16 protein-coding genes and 1 pseudogene are annotated in these 16,823 nt (G+C 61.9%); 8 read left to right on the plus strand and 9 right to left on the minus strand.

Annotation, left to right across the window (positions count from 1 at the left end; genetic code table 11):
- The first annotated feature begins 579 nt into the window (after positions 1-579).
- On the plus strand, positions 580-1,599 hold the full coding sequence (locus MOV76_RS32775) for a DUF808 domain-containing protein (protein WP_018445357.1): 1,020 nt from the start codon (positions 580-582) through the stop codon (positions 1,597-1,599).
- 111 nt (positions 1,600-1,710) lie between these two features.
- On the opposite strand, the gene MOV76_RS32780 is transcribed toward MOV76_RS32775, so the two are convergent.
- From MOV76_RS32780 to uvrA, 3 genes and pseudogenes are all read right to left on the minus strand, one after another.
- Complete coding sequence (locus MOV76_RS32780; RefSeq protein ID WP_247266077.1) at positions 1,711-2,517, minus strand: DUF72 domain-containing protein; 807 nt, start codon at positions 2,515-2,517, stop codon at positions 1,711-1,713.
- Positions 2,518-2,541: 24 nt separating this feature from the next.
- Positions 2,542-3,002: pseudogene (locus MOV76_RS32785) on the minus strand (GNAT family N-acetyltransferase).
- Positions 2,999-5,920: an excinuclease ABC subunit UvrA gene (gene uvrA / locus MOV76_RS32790; RefSeq protein WP_027684718.1), complete on the minus strand. Its 2,922-nt coding sequence runs from the start codon at positions 5,918-5,920 to the stop codon at positions 2,999-3,001. Before uvrA ends, MOV76_RS32785 begins: the two are co-directional and overlap by 4 nt.
- Before the next feature lie 283 nt (positions 5,921-6,203).
- Between uvrA and MOV76_RS32795 the strand changes: the two genes are divergently transcribed.
- Complete coding sequence (locus MOV76_RS32795; RefSeq protein WP_018242013.1) at positions 6,204-6,713, plus strand: single-stranded DNA-binding protein; 510 nt, start codon at positions 6,204-6,206, stop codon at positions 6,711-6,713.
- A 100-nt stretch (positions 6,714-6,813) separates the two neighbouring features.
- On the opposite strand, the gene MOV76_RS32800 is transcribed toward MOV76_RS32795, so the two are convergent.
- Positions 6,814-7,461 carry a MarC family protein gene (locus MOV76_RS32800; RefSeq protein ID WP_018445353.1) on the minus strand — a complete coding sequence of 216 codons (648 nt, stop codon included), beginning with the start codon at positions 7,459-7,461 and terminating at the stop codon, positions 6,814-6,816.
- 236 nt (positions 7,462-7,697) lie between these two features.
- Between MOV76_RS32800 and gyrA the strand changes: the two genes are divergently transcribed.
- Positions 7,698-10,538, plus strand: coding sequence for a DNA gyrase subunit A (gene gyrA, locus MOV76_RS32805; RefSeq protein ID WP_026230525.1), 2,841 nt, complete (start codon positions 7,698-7,700; stop codon positions 10,536-10,538).
- Positions 10,539-10,720: 182 nt separating this feature from the next.
- Here gyrA and MOV76_RS39915 read toward each other — a convergent pair whose 3' ends face one another.
- The 3 genes from MOV76_RS39915 to MOV76_RS32815 all read right to left on the minus strand — a co-directional run bounded on the left by MOV76_RS39915 (position 10,721) and on the right by MOV76_RS32815 (position 11,465).
- Positions 10,721-10,855, minus strand: a complete 135-nt coding sequence (locus MOV76_RS39915) for a hypothetical protein (protein WP_018445350.1) — start codon at positions 10,853-10,855, stop codon at positions 10,721-10,723.
- Positions 10,856-10,891: 36 nt separating this feature from the next.
- Positions 10,892-11,047 carry a hypothetical protein gene (locus tag MOV76_RS32810; protein WP_003539654.1) on the minus strand — a complete coding sequence of 52 codons (156 nt, stop codon included), beginning with the start codon at positions 11,045-11,047 and terminating at the stop codon, positions 10,892-10,894.
- Positions 11,048-11,189: 142 nt separating this feature from the next.
- On the minus strand, positions 11,190-11,465 hold the full coding sequence (locus MOV76_RS32815) for a hypothetical protein (protein WP_408988005.1): 276 nt from the start codon (positions 11,463-11,465) through the stop codon (positions 11,190-11,192).
- 136 nt (positions 11,466-11,601) lie between these two features.
- On the opposite strand from MOV76_RS32815, the gene coaD reads away from it, so the two are divergent.
- From coaD to tgt, 5 genes are all read left to right on the plus strand, one after another.
- The gene (gene coaD, locus MOV76_RS32820; protein WP_247266079.1) at positions 11,602-12,096 is read left to right on the plus strand and encodes a pantetheine-phosphate adenylyltransferase; all 495 of its coding nucleotides are present in this window, start codon (positions 11,602-11,604) and stop codon (positions 12,094-12,096) included.
- A gap of 58 nt (positions 12,097-12,154) precedes the next feature.
- Entirely contained in the window at positions 12,155-12,727 is a 573-nt protein-coding gene (locus MOV76_RS32825; protein ID WP_028756878.1) for a peptidylprolyl isomerase, read from the plus strand.
- A gap of 29 nt (positions 12,728-12,756) precedes the next feature.
- On the plus strand, positions 12,757-13,266 hold the full coding sequence (locus tag MOV76_RS32830; protein WP_003559389.1) for a peptidylprolyl isomerase: 510 nt from the start codon (positions 12,757-12,759) through the stop codon (positions 13,264-13,266).
- A gap of 76 nt (positions 13,267-13,342) precedes the next feature.
- Positions 13,343-14,425 carry a tRNA preQ1(34) S-adenosylmethionine ribosyltransferase-isomerase QueA gene (gene queA / locus MOV76_RS32835; RefSeq protein WP_247266080.1) on the plus strand — a complete coding sequence of 361 codons (1,083 nt, stop codon included), beginning with the start codon at positions 13,343-13,345 and terminating at the stop codon, positions 14,423-14,425.
- Positions 14,426-15,556, plus strand: a complete 1,131-nt coding sequence (gene tgt, locus MOV76_RS32840) for a tRNA guanosine(34) transglycosylase Tgt (RefSeq protein WP_247266081.1) — start codon at positions 14,426-14,428, stop codon at positions 15,554-15,556. It begins immediately after the preceding gene.
- Here the strand turns inward: tgt and MOV76_RS32845 are convergent.
- Positions 15,553-15,981 (minus strand): DUF4864 domain-containing protein, encoded by a 429-nt coding sequence (locus MOV76_RS32845; protein WP_247266082.1) that lies wholly within the window; start codon positions 15,979-15,981, stop codon positions 15,553-15,555. The two genes, tgt and MOV76_RS32845, sit on opposite strands and share 4 nt — an antisense overlap.
- A gap of 82 nt (positions 15,982-16,063) precedes the next feature.
- Positions 16,064-16,823: beta-ketoacyl synthase N-terminal-like domain-containing protein (locus MOV76_RS32850; RefSeq protein WP_309506691.1), on the minus strand; the 760-nt coding region annotated here is incomplete at its 5' end.

A 16,823-nucleotide genomic window follows, 5' to 3' on the forward strand; every position in this document is an offset into this window, starting at 1 on the left:
CTTCGAGGCAGCGGCTGCCGGCGTCTGGCTGCATGGCGAGGCAGGTCAACGCGCCGGCAAGGGGCTGACGGCGGAGGAGCTTGCGGCCCGTGTATTGCCGCTTTAGAGCAGCGTGCGTCCTTTCGGACGCGCAAAGAACGCAACTCCTTTAATCCTCGCATCGTGCTTTCCGGCAATTGATTCCGATTTTCGGGCCGGTGCGCGGGCGCCTCCGCATGGGCCAGGGAGCGCGCGGACGCCGCAGATCCGGCCATCTGGCGGATCTGCCCGCTGCTGGCTTCCTGCACCTCGAACGCGGAAGCATTCCGCATCGTCACCCGACATGTGTGGCCGTGGCGCAGGCTGGGTTGTTTTACAATTGTAAATGCGGCCAGGGTGTTCTGTCGCGGATTTCGCAGAAACGGGAATGGGCAGGTCCGTCCTTAGTTGGACGAGGGCGGGTTGAGCCCTATGTCGGCTGAATAACGGCCATTGTCGTCGCGATCCTTGCGTGGCATCTTCCCGGCGGAGGATTCCACCTCTCGTTGACGGGCTTTCCGTTTTTTACTGCGTAAGTCTGTCTTCTCGACGGAGGCTCGAATGAGTATTGGCCTGATCGCCCTTCTTGATGATATCGCGGCATTGGCCAAGGTGGCTGCGGCGTCGCTCGACGATATTGCCGGCCAGGCTGCCAAGGCAGGCGCGAAAGCGGCTGGTGTCGTCATTGATGATGCGGCAGTCACACCCCGCTATGTCACCGGATTTTCCGCAGCACGCGAATTGCCGATCATCGGCAAGATCACGCTCGGCTCGCTGAAGAACAAGCTTCTGATCCTGCTTCCAGCAGCACTGATCCTGAGCCTTGTCGCACCGCAGGCGATCACGCCGCTGTTGATGATCGGCGGGCTTTATCTTTGCTACGAGGGTGTGGAAAAAGTCTACGGACTGGTGCTGCCGCATGCGGCCCATGCCCATGAATCGTCACTCGAGACGACAAGCCTCGATGCCAAATCGCTAGAAGACGAGAAGGTTGCCGGCGCAATCAAGACGGATTTCATCCTGTCGGCCGAAATCATGGCGATTACGCTCGCCGCGGTGCCGTCAGGCAGCATGTTCACGCAGGCCCTCATCCTTGCCGTCGTTGGACTGGGGATCACGATCATGGTCTATGGCGGCGTGGCGCTTATCGTGAAGGCCGATGATCTGGGTCTGATGCTGGCGCGTCTGCAGACGGCATCTCCGATGGGCGCCTTCTTGCGTTCGATCGGGAAGGGGCTTGTCACAGGCATGCCTTATTTTCTGAAAGTGCTCGGCATCGTCGGAACGGCGGCCATGATCTGGGTCGGCGGCGGCATCATCGTTCATGGCCTCGAAACCTATGGCATCAGCGGCCTTGCGCATCTGATCCATGATGCCGCTGAGGCGACGGCGCATGCAGTTCCCGTTCTGGCATCAGTGCTGCGCTGGATCGTCGAGGCCGCAGGCGCGGGCATCGTCGGTATCGTCGCCGGCTTGATCGCAATTCCGGTCACAGGCTACGCCGTCTCGCCGATATGGCGGTACCTCAAATCGCTCCTGCCGCGCCGGCGCAAAGAGGCGCTGGCGGACGGGAAAAAATAAAGCCAGATTCCGTCGACGAGCAAGGCGTCATATCCAGCCTCATGGAATGCGTGACCGACGATGTGATACCCACACAATGTCACGATCCCTGTTGTGACTATCCAACCTCGCCTATTTCGCTAGCGCCTGCTGCAGGGCGATTGCCCCATGCGGCGCATTGACCTTGCCCTCATGGATCATGAAGGCGAAGACGTCGCGCGGCTCGGTCTTCACCTTGCGATCGCCATCGATCAGCGGCAGGTCATCAGGAACCTTGCCCTCGGCCCAGGTCTCCAGTCGGTCTGCCCAGGCCTTCAGGTCCTCTTCCGGATAGCAGGTCGGGATATCGTCCGAGCCCTTCTGCAGCCGCGCATAGACGAAATCGGCCGTCACGTCGGCGATCATCGGATATTCGAAGTGTTCGGCGCAGACTGGCGCCACGCCGTATTTCGAAAGCAGCGCCACGAACTCCGGCACCTTGAAGGAGTCGTGCCGTACTTCGACCACGTGGCGGAGCGTCAGCCCGTCCTGTTTTGCCGGCAGCAGCTTCAAGAAGGCTTCGAAATCGTCCGAATCGAACCTCTTCGTCGGCGCGAACTGCCAAAGCAGCGGCCCGAGATGATCGCCGAGTTCGCTGATGCCCGACGACAGAAACCGCTCCATCGATTCACCGGCTTCGGCAAGCACTCGCCGATTGGTGACGAAACGTGTCGCCTTCAGCGAAAAGATGAAACCGTCGGGCACGTCAGCCGCCCATTTGGCAAAGACCGCAGGCTTTTGCGTGCTGTAATAGGTGCCGTTGACCTCGATGACCTTCAGCTGGCGGCTGGCGTAATTCAGCTCGTCCTTCTGTTTCAGGTCATCGGGAAAGAAATGCCCGCGCCAGGGCTCGAAGGTCCAGCCGCCGATGCCGGTGCGGATAGTGCCGGATTTCGTCATGTCGTCCTCCCCATTCGCAGCCGCTCAGGCCGCATCGATCTCTTTGGTCATATCGACGAGCGTCCATCCTGGCCGATATGGGCTCGGCCGGCGACCCGTTTCCTGAAACCCGAAGGCGCTGTAGAGAGCGATGTTCCGCTCCATCCGCGCATTGGTGTAGAGCCGGATCTCCGGCACGGCCCATTCTCGCGCCTTGCCCTCCAGCCAGTGCAGCATCGCCATTCCATGCCCGGCACCCTGAAAGGCCGGCGAGACCGCGATGCTGAACAGCATGAGGTGATCGGCATGCCGCTCGACGACCACCAGGCCGGCCGTTTGCCCGCCGATCTCGCGCAGCCAGACTCGCCGCGTTCGATCCGCGGCGCGTAATCCTCTGTCACCGGGATCGGCGGAGCGCCAAACAACTCGGTGTAGGGCCGATAGGCGGCGGTTGTCAGCGTCGCGATCGTTTCCAGATCATCGAGCGACGCTGGCCTCATCGTCATTCCGCCGCAACCGCCTTCTTCACCGGCCGTCGCTCCAGCAATTCCTTCAGGAAGTGTCCGGTATAGGACCGCTTCTCCTTGACGATCGCCTCCGGCGTACCGGTTGCGACGATTTCACCGCCGCCGTCGCCGCCTTCGGGGCCGAAATCGAGCACCCAGTCGGCCGTCTTGATGACTTCGAGATTGTGCTCGATCACCACCACCGAGTTACCCTGGTTGACCAGTTCGTGCAGCATTTCGAGCAATTTGGCGACGTCGTGGAAATGCAGGCCGGTCGTCGGTTCATCGAGAATGTAGAGCGTGCGCCCCGTCGAGCGCTTCGACAGCTCCTTGGCAAGCTTGACGCGCTGCGCCTCGCCACCGGAAAGCGTATTCGCCTGCTGGCCGACCTTGATATAACCGAGACCGACATCCTTCAGCGATTGCAGCTTGTCGCGCACGGCAGGCACCGCCGCGAAGAAATCGACGCCTTCCTCCACCGTCATGTCGAGCACCTCGGCAATCGACTTCTGCTTGAAGGTGACATCGAGCGTCTCTCTGTTATAGCGCTTGCCGTGGCAGACGTCGCAGGTGACGTAGACATCGGGCAAGAAGTGCATCTCGATCTTGATGACACCATCGCCTTGGCAGGCCTCGCAGCGTCCGCCCTTGACGTTGAAGGAGAAGCGACCCGGCTGATAGCCGCGTGCCTTGGCCTCCGGCAGACCGGCGAACCAGTCGCGGATCGGCGTGAAGGCGCCGGTATAGGTCGCCGGGTTCGAGCGCGGCGTGCGGCCGATCGGCGACTGGTCGATATCGATCACTTTATCGATATGCTCGAAGCCGTCGATGCGATCATGATCGGCCGGGTTTTCACGCGCGCCCATGACGCGGCGTGCGGCCGATTTATATAGCGTCTCGATCAGGAAGGTGGATTTGCCGCCGCCGGAAACGCCGGTCACCGCAGTAAAAACACCGAGCGGGATCGACGCCGTGACGTTCTTGAGATTGTTGCCGCGCGCGCCGACCACCTTGATCTCGCGGCCCTTCTTCGGCTTGCGGCGCTCGTCGGGAACGGGAACGCCAAGTTCGCCGGAGAGATATTTGCCGGTCAGCGAATTCGGACTGTCCATGATGTCCTGCGGCGTACCATGGGCGATGACCTCACCGCCGTGAATGCCGGCCGCCGGGCCGATATCGACGACGTCGTCGGCGGACAGGATCGCATCCTCGTCATGTTCGACGACAATGACGGTGTTGCCGATGTCGCGCAGGTGCTTCAGCGTGTCGAGCAGCCGGGCATTGTCGCGCTGATGCAGGCCGATCGACGGTTCGTCGAGCACGTAAAGCACGCCCGTCAGCCCTGAGCCGATCTGCGAGGCAAGCCGGATACGCTGGCTCTCGCCGCCCGACAGCGTGCCGGAATTGCGCGAAAGGCTGAGATATTCCAGTCCGACATCGTTGAGGAAGCGCAGCCGGTCGCGGATCTCCTTGAGGATGCGCACGGCGATCTCGTTCTGCTTGGCATTGAAGCTTGCCGGCAGTGTCTCGAACCAGTCGCGGGCGACGCGGATCGACATACCGGTCACTTCGCCGATATGCAGAGTGTCGATCTTCACCGCCAGGGCCTCTGGCTTCAGGCGGAAGCCGTTGCAGGCCGGGCAGGGGGCCGCCGACATGAAGCGCTCGATGTCTTCGCGCGCCCAGGCGGAATCGGTCTCTTTCCACCGCCGCTCGAGATTGGTGATAATGCCCTCGAAATTCTTCTGCGTCGTATAGGAGCGGGCGCCGTCGGCGTAGTGGAATTCGATCTTGTCGTTGGTGCCGTTGAGGATGACGTCCTTGGCCTCGTCGGAAAGATCGTTCCAGCGCGTGCCGAGCTTGAAGCCGTAATGTTTGCCGAGCGCTTCCAGCGTCTGATTGTAATAGGGCGAGGTCGACTTGGCCCAGGGCGCGATCGCCCCGTCGCGCAGCGTCCGCTCGGGCTCGGGCACGATCAGATCCGGATCGATCTTCTGCTGGGCGCCGAGGCCGTCGCAGGTCGGGCAGGCGCCGAACGGGTTGTTGAAGGAGAACAGCCTGGGTTCGATCTCGGGAATGGTGAAGCCAGAGACTGGGCAGGCGAACTTCTCCGAAAACAGCACGCGTTCATGCGTCTCGTTCAGCGACTTGTTGGCGGATCCGCCGGCTGACGTCTCTTCCGGCGGCAACGGCTTGTCGGCGAATTCGGCGACCGCCAGCCCGTCGGCGAGCTTCAGGCACGTTTCGAGACTGTCCGCCAGCCGCGCTGAGACATCCGAGCGCACGACGATGCGGTCGACCACCACGTCGATGTCATGCTTGTATTTCTTGTCGAGCACCGGCGCCTCGGCGATCTCGTAGAACTGGCCGTCGACCTTGACGCGCTGGAAGCCCTTCTTCATCAGCTCGGCCAGTTCCTTCTTGTATTCGCCCTTGCGCCCGCGCACGAGCGGCGCGAGAATATAAAGACGGGTGCCCTCGCCGAAATCGAGGATGCGGTCGACCATCTGGCTGACGGTCTGGCTCTCGATCGGCAGGCCGGTCGCCGGCGAATAGGGAACGCCGACGCGGGCAAAGAGCAGGCGCATATAGTCGTAGATCTCGGTGACGGTGCCGACCGTCGAGCGCGGGTTGCGCGAGGTGGTCTTTTGCTCGATCGAGATCGCCGGCGACAGCCCGTCGATCTGGTCGACATCCGGCTTCTGCATCATTTCGAGGAACTGGCGGGCATAGGCCGACAGGCTCTCGACATAGCGCCGCTGGCCTTCGGCATAGATCGTGTCGAAGGCGAGCGAGGATTTGCCGGAACCCGAAAGCCCGGTCATGACGATCAGCTTGTTACGCGGCAGATCGAGATCGATGCTCTTGAGATTATGCTCGCGCGCGCCGCGGATGGAGATCGTCTTCAGTTCGCTCATCGTCTCTGCTTTGGTTTTCTGGATGACAGCCCTTATTTAGTGATGCCGACGGGCGAGTCGAGGCTGAATATCCGCAAGGGCTCAAGGTTTTCGATTCTGTTGACAGGATCATACGGATAAACTAGAACAAATAAAGAACAAAATTCCTGATGAATGCATGCGGCTTTCTGATGGATAAACATGTGGATTAAATGTCGCCCATGCGCATCGGCGGTCCGTGATGGTTTAAGGTGCGCCGATCGATTAAACGCCGCCGGGCAGGGCGGCAGGCAGGGTGAGAAGTATGGCTGGTAGCGTGAATAAGGTAATTCTGGTTGGAAACGTCGGTGCAGACCCCGAAATCCGCCGCACTCAGGATGGCCGGCCGATCGCCAATCTTCGTATCGCGACCTCGGAGACCTGGCGCGATCGCAATTCCGGCGAGCGCCGTGAGAAGACCGAATGGCACACTGTCGTCGTCTTCAACGAGGGCCTCTGCAAGGTCGTCGAGCAATATGTGAAGAAGGGCGCCAAGCTCTATATCGAAGGCCAGCTGCAGACCCGCAAGTGGCAGGACCAGCAGGGCCAGGATCGTTACAGCACGGAAGTGGTGCTGCAGGGGTTTGGTTCGACGCTGACGATGCTCGACGGCCGCGGTGAAGGCGGCGGCGCGAGCGGCGGCCGTGGCAGTGCCGCTGGCGGCAACGATTACGGCGACGATTACGGCGCCCCGGCGCCCTCCTCATCGCCGAGCCGCGGCGGTGGCGGCGGTGGCAACTTCTCGCGGGATCTCGACGACGATATCCCGTTCTGATCGATAGCCTTTGCTGGCTTTGTGAAAGACGTGAGAGAGCATGATGCCTTGGATGGCGTCATGCTCTTTTTCTTTTATCTCGCGGCAGATGCCGCCATTTTCAGTGCGGCGTCGCGCTGATGAGATTGAGCGCCGATTTCGCGCCGTCGACGACGAATTGTGCGGCAAGGGCAGCGAGGATGACGCCGAGAAGCCGTGTCAGGATCGCCCGGCCGGTGACGCCGAGGAAACGGTCCAGCCGTTCAGCGACGAGCAGCATGAGGAAGGTCAGTAACAGATTGCCGGCAAGGACGCCGATCAGCTGCGCCTTTCCGACGGATGTCGCCAGCGTGCCGGCAAGCAGGATCGTCGCCGAAATCGCGCCCGGGCCGGCGATCAGCGGCAAGGCGAGGGGAAAGACGGCGATATTCTCGATATGATCCTTGGTGATCGCCACTTCGGTCGCCTTCTCCTTGCGGTCCTGGCGCTTTTCGAACACCATCTCGAAGGCGATCCAGAACAGCAGCAGACCGCCCGCGATGCGGAAGGCGCCGATCGAAATCCCGAGCACGCTGAGCACGCCGGCGCCGAACAGAGCGAAGACGGCGAGGATGATGAAGGCGATGGTCGAGCCACGCAGCGCCACCTGCGTGCGCTCACTGCGGCTCATGCCTGTCGTCAGCCCCAGAAAGATCGGTGCGAGCCCCGGCGGATCGATGGTGACGAGCAGCGTCGTGAAGGCGTTGATCAATTGGTCGGCGCTTGCCATCGGCTCTCCGGAACCCCATATGAGTGCGTGGTTTTTATGATTGTGAAGCGGGGATTCCGATTTGGCAAATATCCCGCAGCGGCCCGCGGCTGATTTGTCCGGTCCGGCCGCGCAACTTGCATGTTTTACCGTCTTTAAGCCGCAAAAGCCTGTTCAAAACGCGCTGTGAAATTGGCGCGGGAACAGGCTTTCCGCTATAAATCTTCAAGTGATTCTAGAAGAGATCGTGATCTGTTTTGACTGAGCAAACACCCCCCGGCGGCGGGAAGCTCCCGCCAGGCATCGAGCCCATCTCCATCATGGAGGAAATGCAGCGGTCGTATCTCGATTACGCCATGAGCGTCATCGTCAGCCGCGCGCTGCCCGACGTGCGCGACGGCCTCAAGCCCGTGCACCGGCGCATCCTCTACGGCATGTCCGAGCTCGGCATCGACTGGAACAAGAAATACGTCAAATGCGCCCGCGTCACCGGTGACGTGATGGGTAAATTCCATCCGCACGGCAATTCCGCAATCTATGATGCGCTCGCCCGCATGGCGCAGCCCTGGTCGCTGCGGCTGCCGCTGATTGACGGTCAGGGCAATTTCGGTTCGGTCGATGGTGATCCGCCGGCGGCCGAACGTTATACCGAATGCCGCCTCGAAAAGGCTGCCCACTCGCTGCTCGACGATCTCGACAAGGAAACCGTCGATTTCCGCGACAACTACGACGGCACGCTCTCCGAGCCGGTCGTGGTGCCCGCCAAGTTCCCGAACCTGCTCGTCAACGGCGCCGGCGGCATCGCCGTCGGCATGGCGACCAACATCCCGCCGCACAATCTGTCGGAAGTTATCGACGGCTGCATCGCGCTGATCGACGATCCGGCAATCGAGCTGCCGGAACTGATCCAGATCATTCCCGGCCCCGATTTCCCCACGGGCGCGAAGATCCTCGGTCGTGCCGGCATCCGCTCGGCTTATGAGACCGGCCGCGGCTCCGTCATCATGCGCGGCGTCGCTGCCATCGAGCCGATGCGCGGTGACCGCGAGCAGATCATCATCACCGAGATTCCCTATCAGGTGAACAAGGCGACGATGATCGAGAAGATGGCCGAGCTGGTGCGCGACAAGCGCATCGAAGGCATCTCCGACCTGCGCGACGAATCCGACCGCCAGGGTTATCGCGTTGTCGTCGAGCTGAAGCGCGATGCCAATGCCGAAGTCATCCTCAACCAGCTTTATCGCTATACGCCGCTGCAGACGTCCTTCGGCTGCAACATGGTGGCGCTGAACGGCGGCAAGCCCGAGCAGCTGACGCTGCTCGACATGCTGCGCGCTTTTGTCTCGTTCCGCGAAGAAGTCGTTAGCCGGAGAACGAAATTCCTGCTGCGCAAGGCGCGTGATCGCGCCCACGTGTTGGTCGGTCTCGCCATTGCTGTCGCCAATATCGACGAGGTCATCCGCGTCATCCGCCAGGCGCCCGATCCGCAGTCGGCCCGCGAAGAATTGATGACCCGCCGCTGGCCGGCGGCAGATGTCGAAAGCCTGATCCGCCTGATCGACGATCCGCGCCATCGCATCAATGACGACCTGACTTACAACCTCTCCGAAGAGCAGGCCCGCGCTATCCTCGAACTGCGCCTGGCCCGCCTGACGGCCCTTGGTCGCGACGAAATCGGCGACGAACTCAATAAGATCGGCGAGGAAATCAAGGATTACCTCGATATTCTCTCGTCGCGCGTCCGCATCCAGACCATCGTCAAGGACGAACTTCTCGCCGTCCGGGACGAGTTCGGCACGCCGCGCCGCACCGAGATCGTCGATGGCGGCCTTGAAATGGACGACGAGGATCTGATCGCCCGCGAAGACATGGTCGTCACCGTCTCGCATCTCGGTTACATCAAGCGCGTGCCGCTCACCACTTATCGCGCCCAGCGCCGTGGCGGCAAAGGTCGCTCCGGCATGACCACCCGCGACGAAGATTTTGTTAGCCGGCTATTCGTCGTCAACACCCATACGCCGGTTCTGTTCTTCTCGTCGCGCGGAATCGTCTACAAGGAGAAGGTCTGGCGCCTGCCGATCGGCACGCCGACCTCGCGCGGCAAGGCGCTGATCAACATGCTGCCGCTCGCACCCGGCGAGCGTATCACCACGATCCTGCCATTGCCCGAGGACGAGACGAGCTGGGACAATCTCGACGTCATGTTCTCGACGACGCGCGGCACGGTTCGCCGCAACAAGCTGTCGGACTTCGTCCAGGTCAACCGCAACGGCAAGATCGCCATGAAGCTCGAGGAGGAGGGCGACGAAATCCTCTCTGTCGAGACCTGCACCGAAGATGACGACGTGTTGCTGACGACGGCGCTCGGCCAGTGCATCCGCTTCTCCGTCGACGACGTCCGCGTCTTTGCCGGCCGCAACTCGATCGGCGTGCGCGGCATCACGCTTGCCGGCGGCGACCGGATCATCTCGATGACCATCGTGCGCCATGTCAACGCCGAACCGTGGGAGCGTGCTGCCTATCTGAAGCGCGCCGCCAACGACCGTCGCCTGACGACGGGCGAGGCCGAGGAGATCGCGCTGGTTGGCGAGGAAGTCACCGAGGAGGGACAGCTGAGCGACGAGCGTTACGAAGAGCTGAAGCAGCTGGAGCAGTTCGTCCTGACCGTTTCCGAAAAGGGCTTCGGCAAGCGTTCGTCTTCCTACGACTTCCGCATCTCCGGCCGCGGCGGCAAGGGTATCCGCGCCACCGATACGTCGAAAACAGGCGAGATCGGCGAACTGGTCGCGGCTTTCCCGGTCGATGACGGCGATCAGATCATGCTGGTCTCCGATGGCGGCCAGCTGATCCGCGTGCCGGTCGGCGGTATCCGCATCGCCAGCCGCGCCACCAAGGGCGTCACCATCTTCTCGACGGCCAAGGACGAAAAGGTCGTCTCGGTCGAACGCATCAGCGAGCCGGAGGAGGATGAGACGGAAGAGACTGTCGAGGTCGCCGAAGGTACTGCTGCTGCTATCGAGGAAGGTGCTGCCGACGAAGGTGGCGGCGACGAGGCGCCGATTGCCGATGGCGATCCGGCCGGGCCAGCCGAGGAATGATCAGATGAACGGGGCGGCTTCGAGCCGCCCATTTCTTTTCAGGCCGCCCTTTTTCTTCTGAAGTCCGAGGAAGGTTCGAGATCACGCCCAAAGAAAAGCCGGACGCTGGGTGCATCCGGCTTTGAATGGCCCTGGCGACGGAAGGGTGCCGCTCAAGGGTGGGAAGAGGAGAGGAAGGAACGTCAGAACGCTCTATGTTTTTCGTTCAGAGCTTTCACCTCTTCGCCTTCGCGCCGAAGCGCTGAAATCGTCGAGGCCACAGACACGATGAACATGACGCTGATGAGGGCGGTGAGCACTGTCAAGATCGTGAACATAGGCATTCCTTTCCTGGGGAGTTGCGTTCTCGCCCCTCAGTACTGGCCCAGCACGGCCGTCCGGGCCGAAGCATAGGGACCATAAACCTTGGACGTATCGACCTTCTGATCATAGAGAGCGACAGTTGCGGTCAGCATGCCCGTGACCATTACCATCCAGAGCACGTTAATCATCGTAATCTTACCGGGCATCTTTAGTCCTTCCTGCCGCGCTAATCGCATCTATGGGGTCGGTTGAATGAACGCATCCGTTTGAAAATGGTTCCGCCGGATGTTGAGGGGTGTTTACCAATGGCGATCTGAAGCCTCCTTGAATGTCTCGTTCATCTGGCGTTCAGATTCGAAGTCCGTTTTCGCGCAGCCGGCCTTGGGCGCGTACGATCGCCGCATGTTCGGCAAGCTCTGGCCGCACCCAGCTCATCTCGTAACGATCGGCGAAATAACCATAGGCCATCTCGGCCGCGAGGGAGAAAACGACGGCAACTGTAACGAGCACGATCAGCATGGACCTGGTCTTTCGGGGAGCGCCTGATGCCGGAATGGCATCGGCTGCGTGAATGACAAGAATTAAGCAGATCGCATCTGAAACGGCCTTGAACGGGCCATTCATCCGCCGTTTAACCGCCCGACGCATAACGTCCTTTCCGTGTCTGAAAAGACGCGCGGCGCTCTAGCCGGAGCTGGGTAAATCACTTGCGAGAAGGCGTCATCCGTGACAAAAGGCGTCAAACCAACGGCCGGACCACATGACGACAGCTTTTTATCCGGGGTCCTTCGACCCGATCACCAATGGGCATGTGGATGTTCTGGTCCAGGCGCTGAACGTCGCCGAAAAGGTGATCGTCGCGATCGGCATCCATCCCGGCAAGGCGCCGCTCTTCTCCTTCGAAGAGAGAGCCGAGTTGATCCGCCGTTCTCTGGCGCAAGCGCTGCCCGGCAAGGCCGGCGATATCACCGTCGTCGCCTTCGACAATCTGGTCGTTGATGCCGCCCGCACCCATGGCGCCACGCTGTTGATCCGCGGTCTTCGCGACGGCACCGACCTTGATTACGAAATGCAGATGGCCGGCATGAACCGGACGATGGCGCCCGATATCCAGACCATCTTTTTGCCGGCGGGTACGGCCTCGCGGCCCATTACCGCCACATTGGTCCGCCAGATCGCCGCCATGGGCGGCGATGTCAGCGCTTTCGTACCGGCCGCCGTCTTGCAAGCCCTCACATCCAAGCGCCCAAACTAGTAAGAACAAAGACTAACCAGCGCAAAGACCAGGCGGACCCCGCCGCAATGGAGCTCATATGAAACTCTTCTATCTCGCATTTGCCGGCGTGTTGTACCTCGCCTCCTTCGCGGGGGATGCCTTCGCCCAGTCGGCCGATCATTATCTCACCATCCAGCTGAAGAACGGCCCTGTCGTCATCCAGCTCATGCCTGAGGTGGCGCCGAAGCATGTCGCCCAGATCGAGGCGCTGGCCAAGAAGGGCGAATATGACAACGTCGCCTTCCACCGCGTCATTGACGGCTTCATGGCTCAGACCGGCGACGTCAAATACGGCAATATGGAAAAGGGCTTCGATGCGAGCCTTGCCGGCACCGGCTCTTCCGATCTGCCGGACATTCCGGCCGAATTCTCCAAGACCCCGTTCGTGCGCGGCACGGTCGGCATGGCCCGTTCGCAGGATCCGAATTCCGCCAATTCGCAGTTCTTCATCATGTTCGCCGACGGCTCCTTCCTGAACGGCCAGTACACCGTCGTCGGCAAGGTCGTCTCCGGCATGGAGAACGTCGACAAGATCAAGCGCGGCGAAGGCCAGAACGGCGAAGTTAAAAGCCCCGACCGGATGATCAAGGTCACCCTGGGCAAGAAGTAAGTTAAGAGAGAAAACTAGAGGAGAAGATAATGGCCGAGATCAAGGATCCCGAAAACACCGTCATTCTGGAAACCACCAAGGGCAAGGTTGTCATTCAGCTTTTGCCGCAGGTCGCCCCGGAGCATGTCGCCCGCATCAAGGAACTGGCCCGCGAGAAGGCCTATGACGGCGTCGTGTTCCACCGCGTCATCCAGGATTTCATGGCCCAGACGGGCGACGTCGAATTCGGCAAGAAGGGCTCGGAAACCTTCAATCCCGGCCGCGCCGGCATGGGCGGTTCGTCGAAGCCGGATCTGAAGGCCGAATTCTCCGCGACCACGCATACGCGCGGCACCTGCTCGATGGCCCGTTCGCAGAACCCGAACTCGGCCAATTCGCAGTTCTTCATCTGCTTCACTGACGCGCCCTGGCTGAACAAGCAGTATTCCGTCTGGGGCCAGGTCATCGAAGGCATGGACAACGTCGACAAGATCAAGCGCGGCGAGCCGGTTTCCGATCCGGATTCGATCGTCTCCATGCGGGTTGCCGCCGACGTCTGATTGTGATTTCTGCTGAAACCCGCCCTTGCGCGTCAACCGCGCGGGGGCGGGTTTCGCTTTGCCTGAAAGTGCCCTGATGCGCGTAGACCTTTTCGATTTCGATCTGCCCGATGAACGCATTGCGTTGAGGCCCGCCGAGCCACGCGACAGCGCGCGCCTGCTCGTCGTCGATCCGAATGCGGAAAGCCACCTGTCGGATCATCGCGTCGGCGATCTCACGTCCTTCCTGCAGGCTGGCGACGCGCTGGTTTTCAACGACACCAAGGTCATTCCCGCCCAGCTCGCGGGCATCCGCCATCGCGACGGCGCCGGTGGCCAGCAGGTGTCTGCCACGCTGCACATGCGCATCGGCCCCAACCGCTGGAAGGCCTTCGCCAAGCCGGGCAAGCGCATCAAACAGGACGACCGCATCTCCTTCGGCCATTCCGGCGAAAGCTGCTTCCTCGGCTCGCTCGATGCCACCGTCGAGGAGAAGGGCGAGGCCGGCGAAGTGACGCTGCTGTTCGATCTCTCCGGCCCGGCGCTCGACGAGGCGATCGCCGCCGTCGGCCATATCCCGCTGCCGCCCTATATCGCCGCCAAGCGCCCCGAGGACGAGCGCGACCGCGCGGACTATCAGACGATCTATGCCCGCGAGGAGGGCGCCGTTGCTGCACCCACCGCCGGCCTGCACTTCACGCCTGGCCTGTTCGAGGCGCTTGATAGGGCCGGCATCGAACGCCATTTCGTCACGCTGCATGTCGGCGCCGGCACCTTCCTGCCCGTCAAGGCTGATGATACCGCCGATCACCGGATGCATCTGGAAAGCGGTACGGTCAGCGCTGCGACGGCTGCACGGCTGAACGCCGTCAAGGCGAACGGCGGGCGCATCGTCTGCGTCGGCACGACCTCGCTGCGTCTCATCGAAAGTGCGGCGGAAGAGAGCGGCGAAATCCGCGCCTGGAGTGGCGCCACCGGCATTTTCATCACGCCGGGTTACCGCTTCAAGGCTGTCGACATGCTGATGACCAATTTCCACCTGCCGCGCTCGACGCTCTTCATGCTGGTCTCGGCCTTTTCAGGCCTCGATACCATGCGCGCCGCCTATGACCACGCCATCCAGACGGGCTACCGCTTCTATTCCTATGGCGATGCCAGCCTTCTCTTCCGGAAAGACTAGATGACCGAGACCTTCCAATTCACCCTTGACAAGACCGATGCCGGCGCCCGCCTCGGCCAGATTTCCATGCCGCGCGGCGAGATCCGCACGCCGGCCTTCATGCCGGTCGGGACTGTCGGCACTGTTAAGGCCATGTATCTCGACCAGGTGCGCGAGACCGGCGCCGACATCATTCTCGGCAATACCTATCACCTGATGCTGCGCCCGACGGCCGAGCGCGTCGCTCGGCTCGGCGGCCTGCATAAGCTGATCCGCTGGGAACATCCGATCCTGACGGACTCGGGCGGTTTCCAGGTCATGTCGCTGTCGGGCCTACGCAAGCTCGACGAACAGGGCGTCACCTTCAAGTCGCATGTCGACGGCAGCCTGCATCACATGTCGCCAGAGCGCTCCATCGAAATTCAGGGGTTGCTCGGTTCCGATATCCAGATGCAGCTCGATGAATGCGTGGCGCTGCCGGCCGAGCCGAAAGAGATCGAGCGCGCCATGGAAATGTCGCTGCGCTGGGCCGAACGCTGCAGGGTCGCCTTCGGCGAGCAGCCCGGGAAGGCGATGTTCGGCATCGTCCAGGGCGGCGATATCCCGGCGCTGCGCATCCGCTCGGCCGAGGCGCTGAGCCAGCTCGACCTCAAAGGCTATGCGATCGGCGGCCTTGCCGTCGGCGAGCCGCAGGACGTCATGCTGCAGATGCTGGAGACGACACTGCCTGTACTCCCCAGCGAAAAGCCGCGTTACCTCATGGGCGTCGGTACGCCTGACGATATCCTGAAATCGGTTGCGCGTGGCATCGACATGTTCGACTGCGTCATGCCGACCCGCTCCGGCCGCCATGGCCTGGCCTTCACTCGCCGCGGCAAGGTCAATATCCGCAATGCCCGCCATGCCGAGGATATGCGCCCGCTCGACGAACAGTCGAACTGCCCGGCCTCGCGCGACTATTCACGCGCCTATCTGCACCATCTCGTCCGCTCCAACGAAGCGCTCGGCGGCATGCTACTCTCCTGGCACAATCTTGCTTATTACCAGGAACTGATGCAGGGCATCCGTAAAGCGATCGCCGCAAGCCGCTTCGCCGATTTCATGGCGGAAACGCAGGAGGAATGGGCGAGGGGTGATCTCCAACCCGTTTAGATACCCTTGCTGTCCGCATCCGGCACGATCTGCACGCCGTTGATCCTGTAACTGCCGTCCGGCTGGCGCATGATCTGGTAGATCGCCGTCCAGTCCTTGCCGTCGCGGCCTGAGATCAGCACCTCGTGATAGATCAGCGCGCCGTCGTCGATCGAGCGGCTGCGCCCGAAGGCGTAGTTGCCGGGATGATAGACCGGCTCGTAGCTCTTCTTCACCATGGCGAAGAACAGGTTCTTGTCGGGATACATCCCCTTGATGCCGGGGGCGGCGAAGGAATAGGCGGTCTCGGCATCGTCCTTGAGGAAGGCCTTGATCTGTTCCTCGATCATCGTCCGCGTCGTGTCGATCGGATCTTCGGCGCGGGCCGATACGGGGGAGAGGGCGGATGCGGCACACAGGATGAGAACTGCGAAGAAGGCGCGCATGGATTGATCTCCGGCTCCGTCAGGGAAACGATCCCCCGACGGGCAGAAGTGTAGGCGATTTCTGGCGCAAGAAAAGCGGACTTTACGACCAGCGCCGGAAGAGGGCGCTGGCATTCACCCCGCCGAAGCCGAAACCGTTGGTTATCGCGTAGTCCATCGCCAGCGGCCGCGCTGTCTTGCCGACGATATCGATGCCGTCGGCGGCCGGATCCGCATGTTCCAGGTTGCGGGTCGGCGGCGCGATCTGGTCGCGCAGCGCAAGGATGGTGAAGATCGCTTCCAGCCCGCCGGCGGCGCCAAGCAGGTGGCCGGTCGCCGATTTCGTCGCGCTGACGGCAATGCCGCCATTGCGGCCGAACACTGTGCCGATCGCCGCGATCTCGCCCCTGTCACCGACCGGTGTCGAGGTCGCATGTGCGTTCAGATGCCTGACCGCCGAAGCCGGGATCTTCGCCTGCTTGAGTGCTGCCTCCATCGCGCGACGGGCGCCGTTGCCGTCTTCGGGGCCCGAGGTCATGTGATAGGCATCCGCCGCCGTGCCGTAGCCGACGAGTTCGGCGAGTGGCGTCGCGCCGCGGGCAAGCGCATGCTCCAGCGTCTCGATGACCAGGATGCCGGCGCCTTCGCCCATGACGAAACCGTCGCGCGCCGTGTCGAAGGGGCGTGACGCCAGCTTCGGCGTCTCGTTGAAACCGGTAGAAAGCGCACGCGCAGCGGCAAAGCCACCGAGGCTCACCTTGTCGATGCAGGCCTCGGCACCGCCGCAGATCGCCACATCCGCTTCGCCGGAGCGGATCAGCCGTGCCGCATCGCCGATCGCCTGGACGCTGGCCGCACACGCC

Origin of the sequence: Rhizobium sp. PRIMUS64, assembly GCF_023006465.1 — a bacterium.
In the GTDB taxonomy this organism is placed as follows: Bacteria; Pseudomonadota; Alphaproteobacteria; order Rhizobiales; family Rhizobiaceae; genus Rhizobium; species Rhizobium leguminosarum.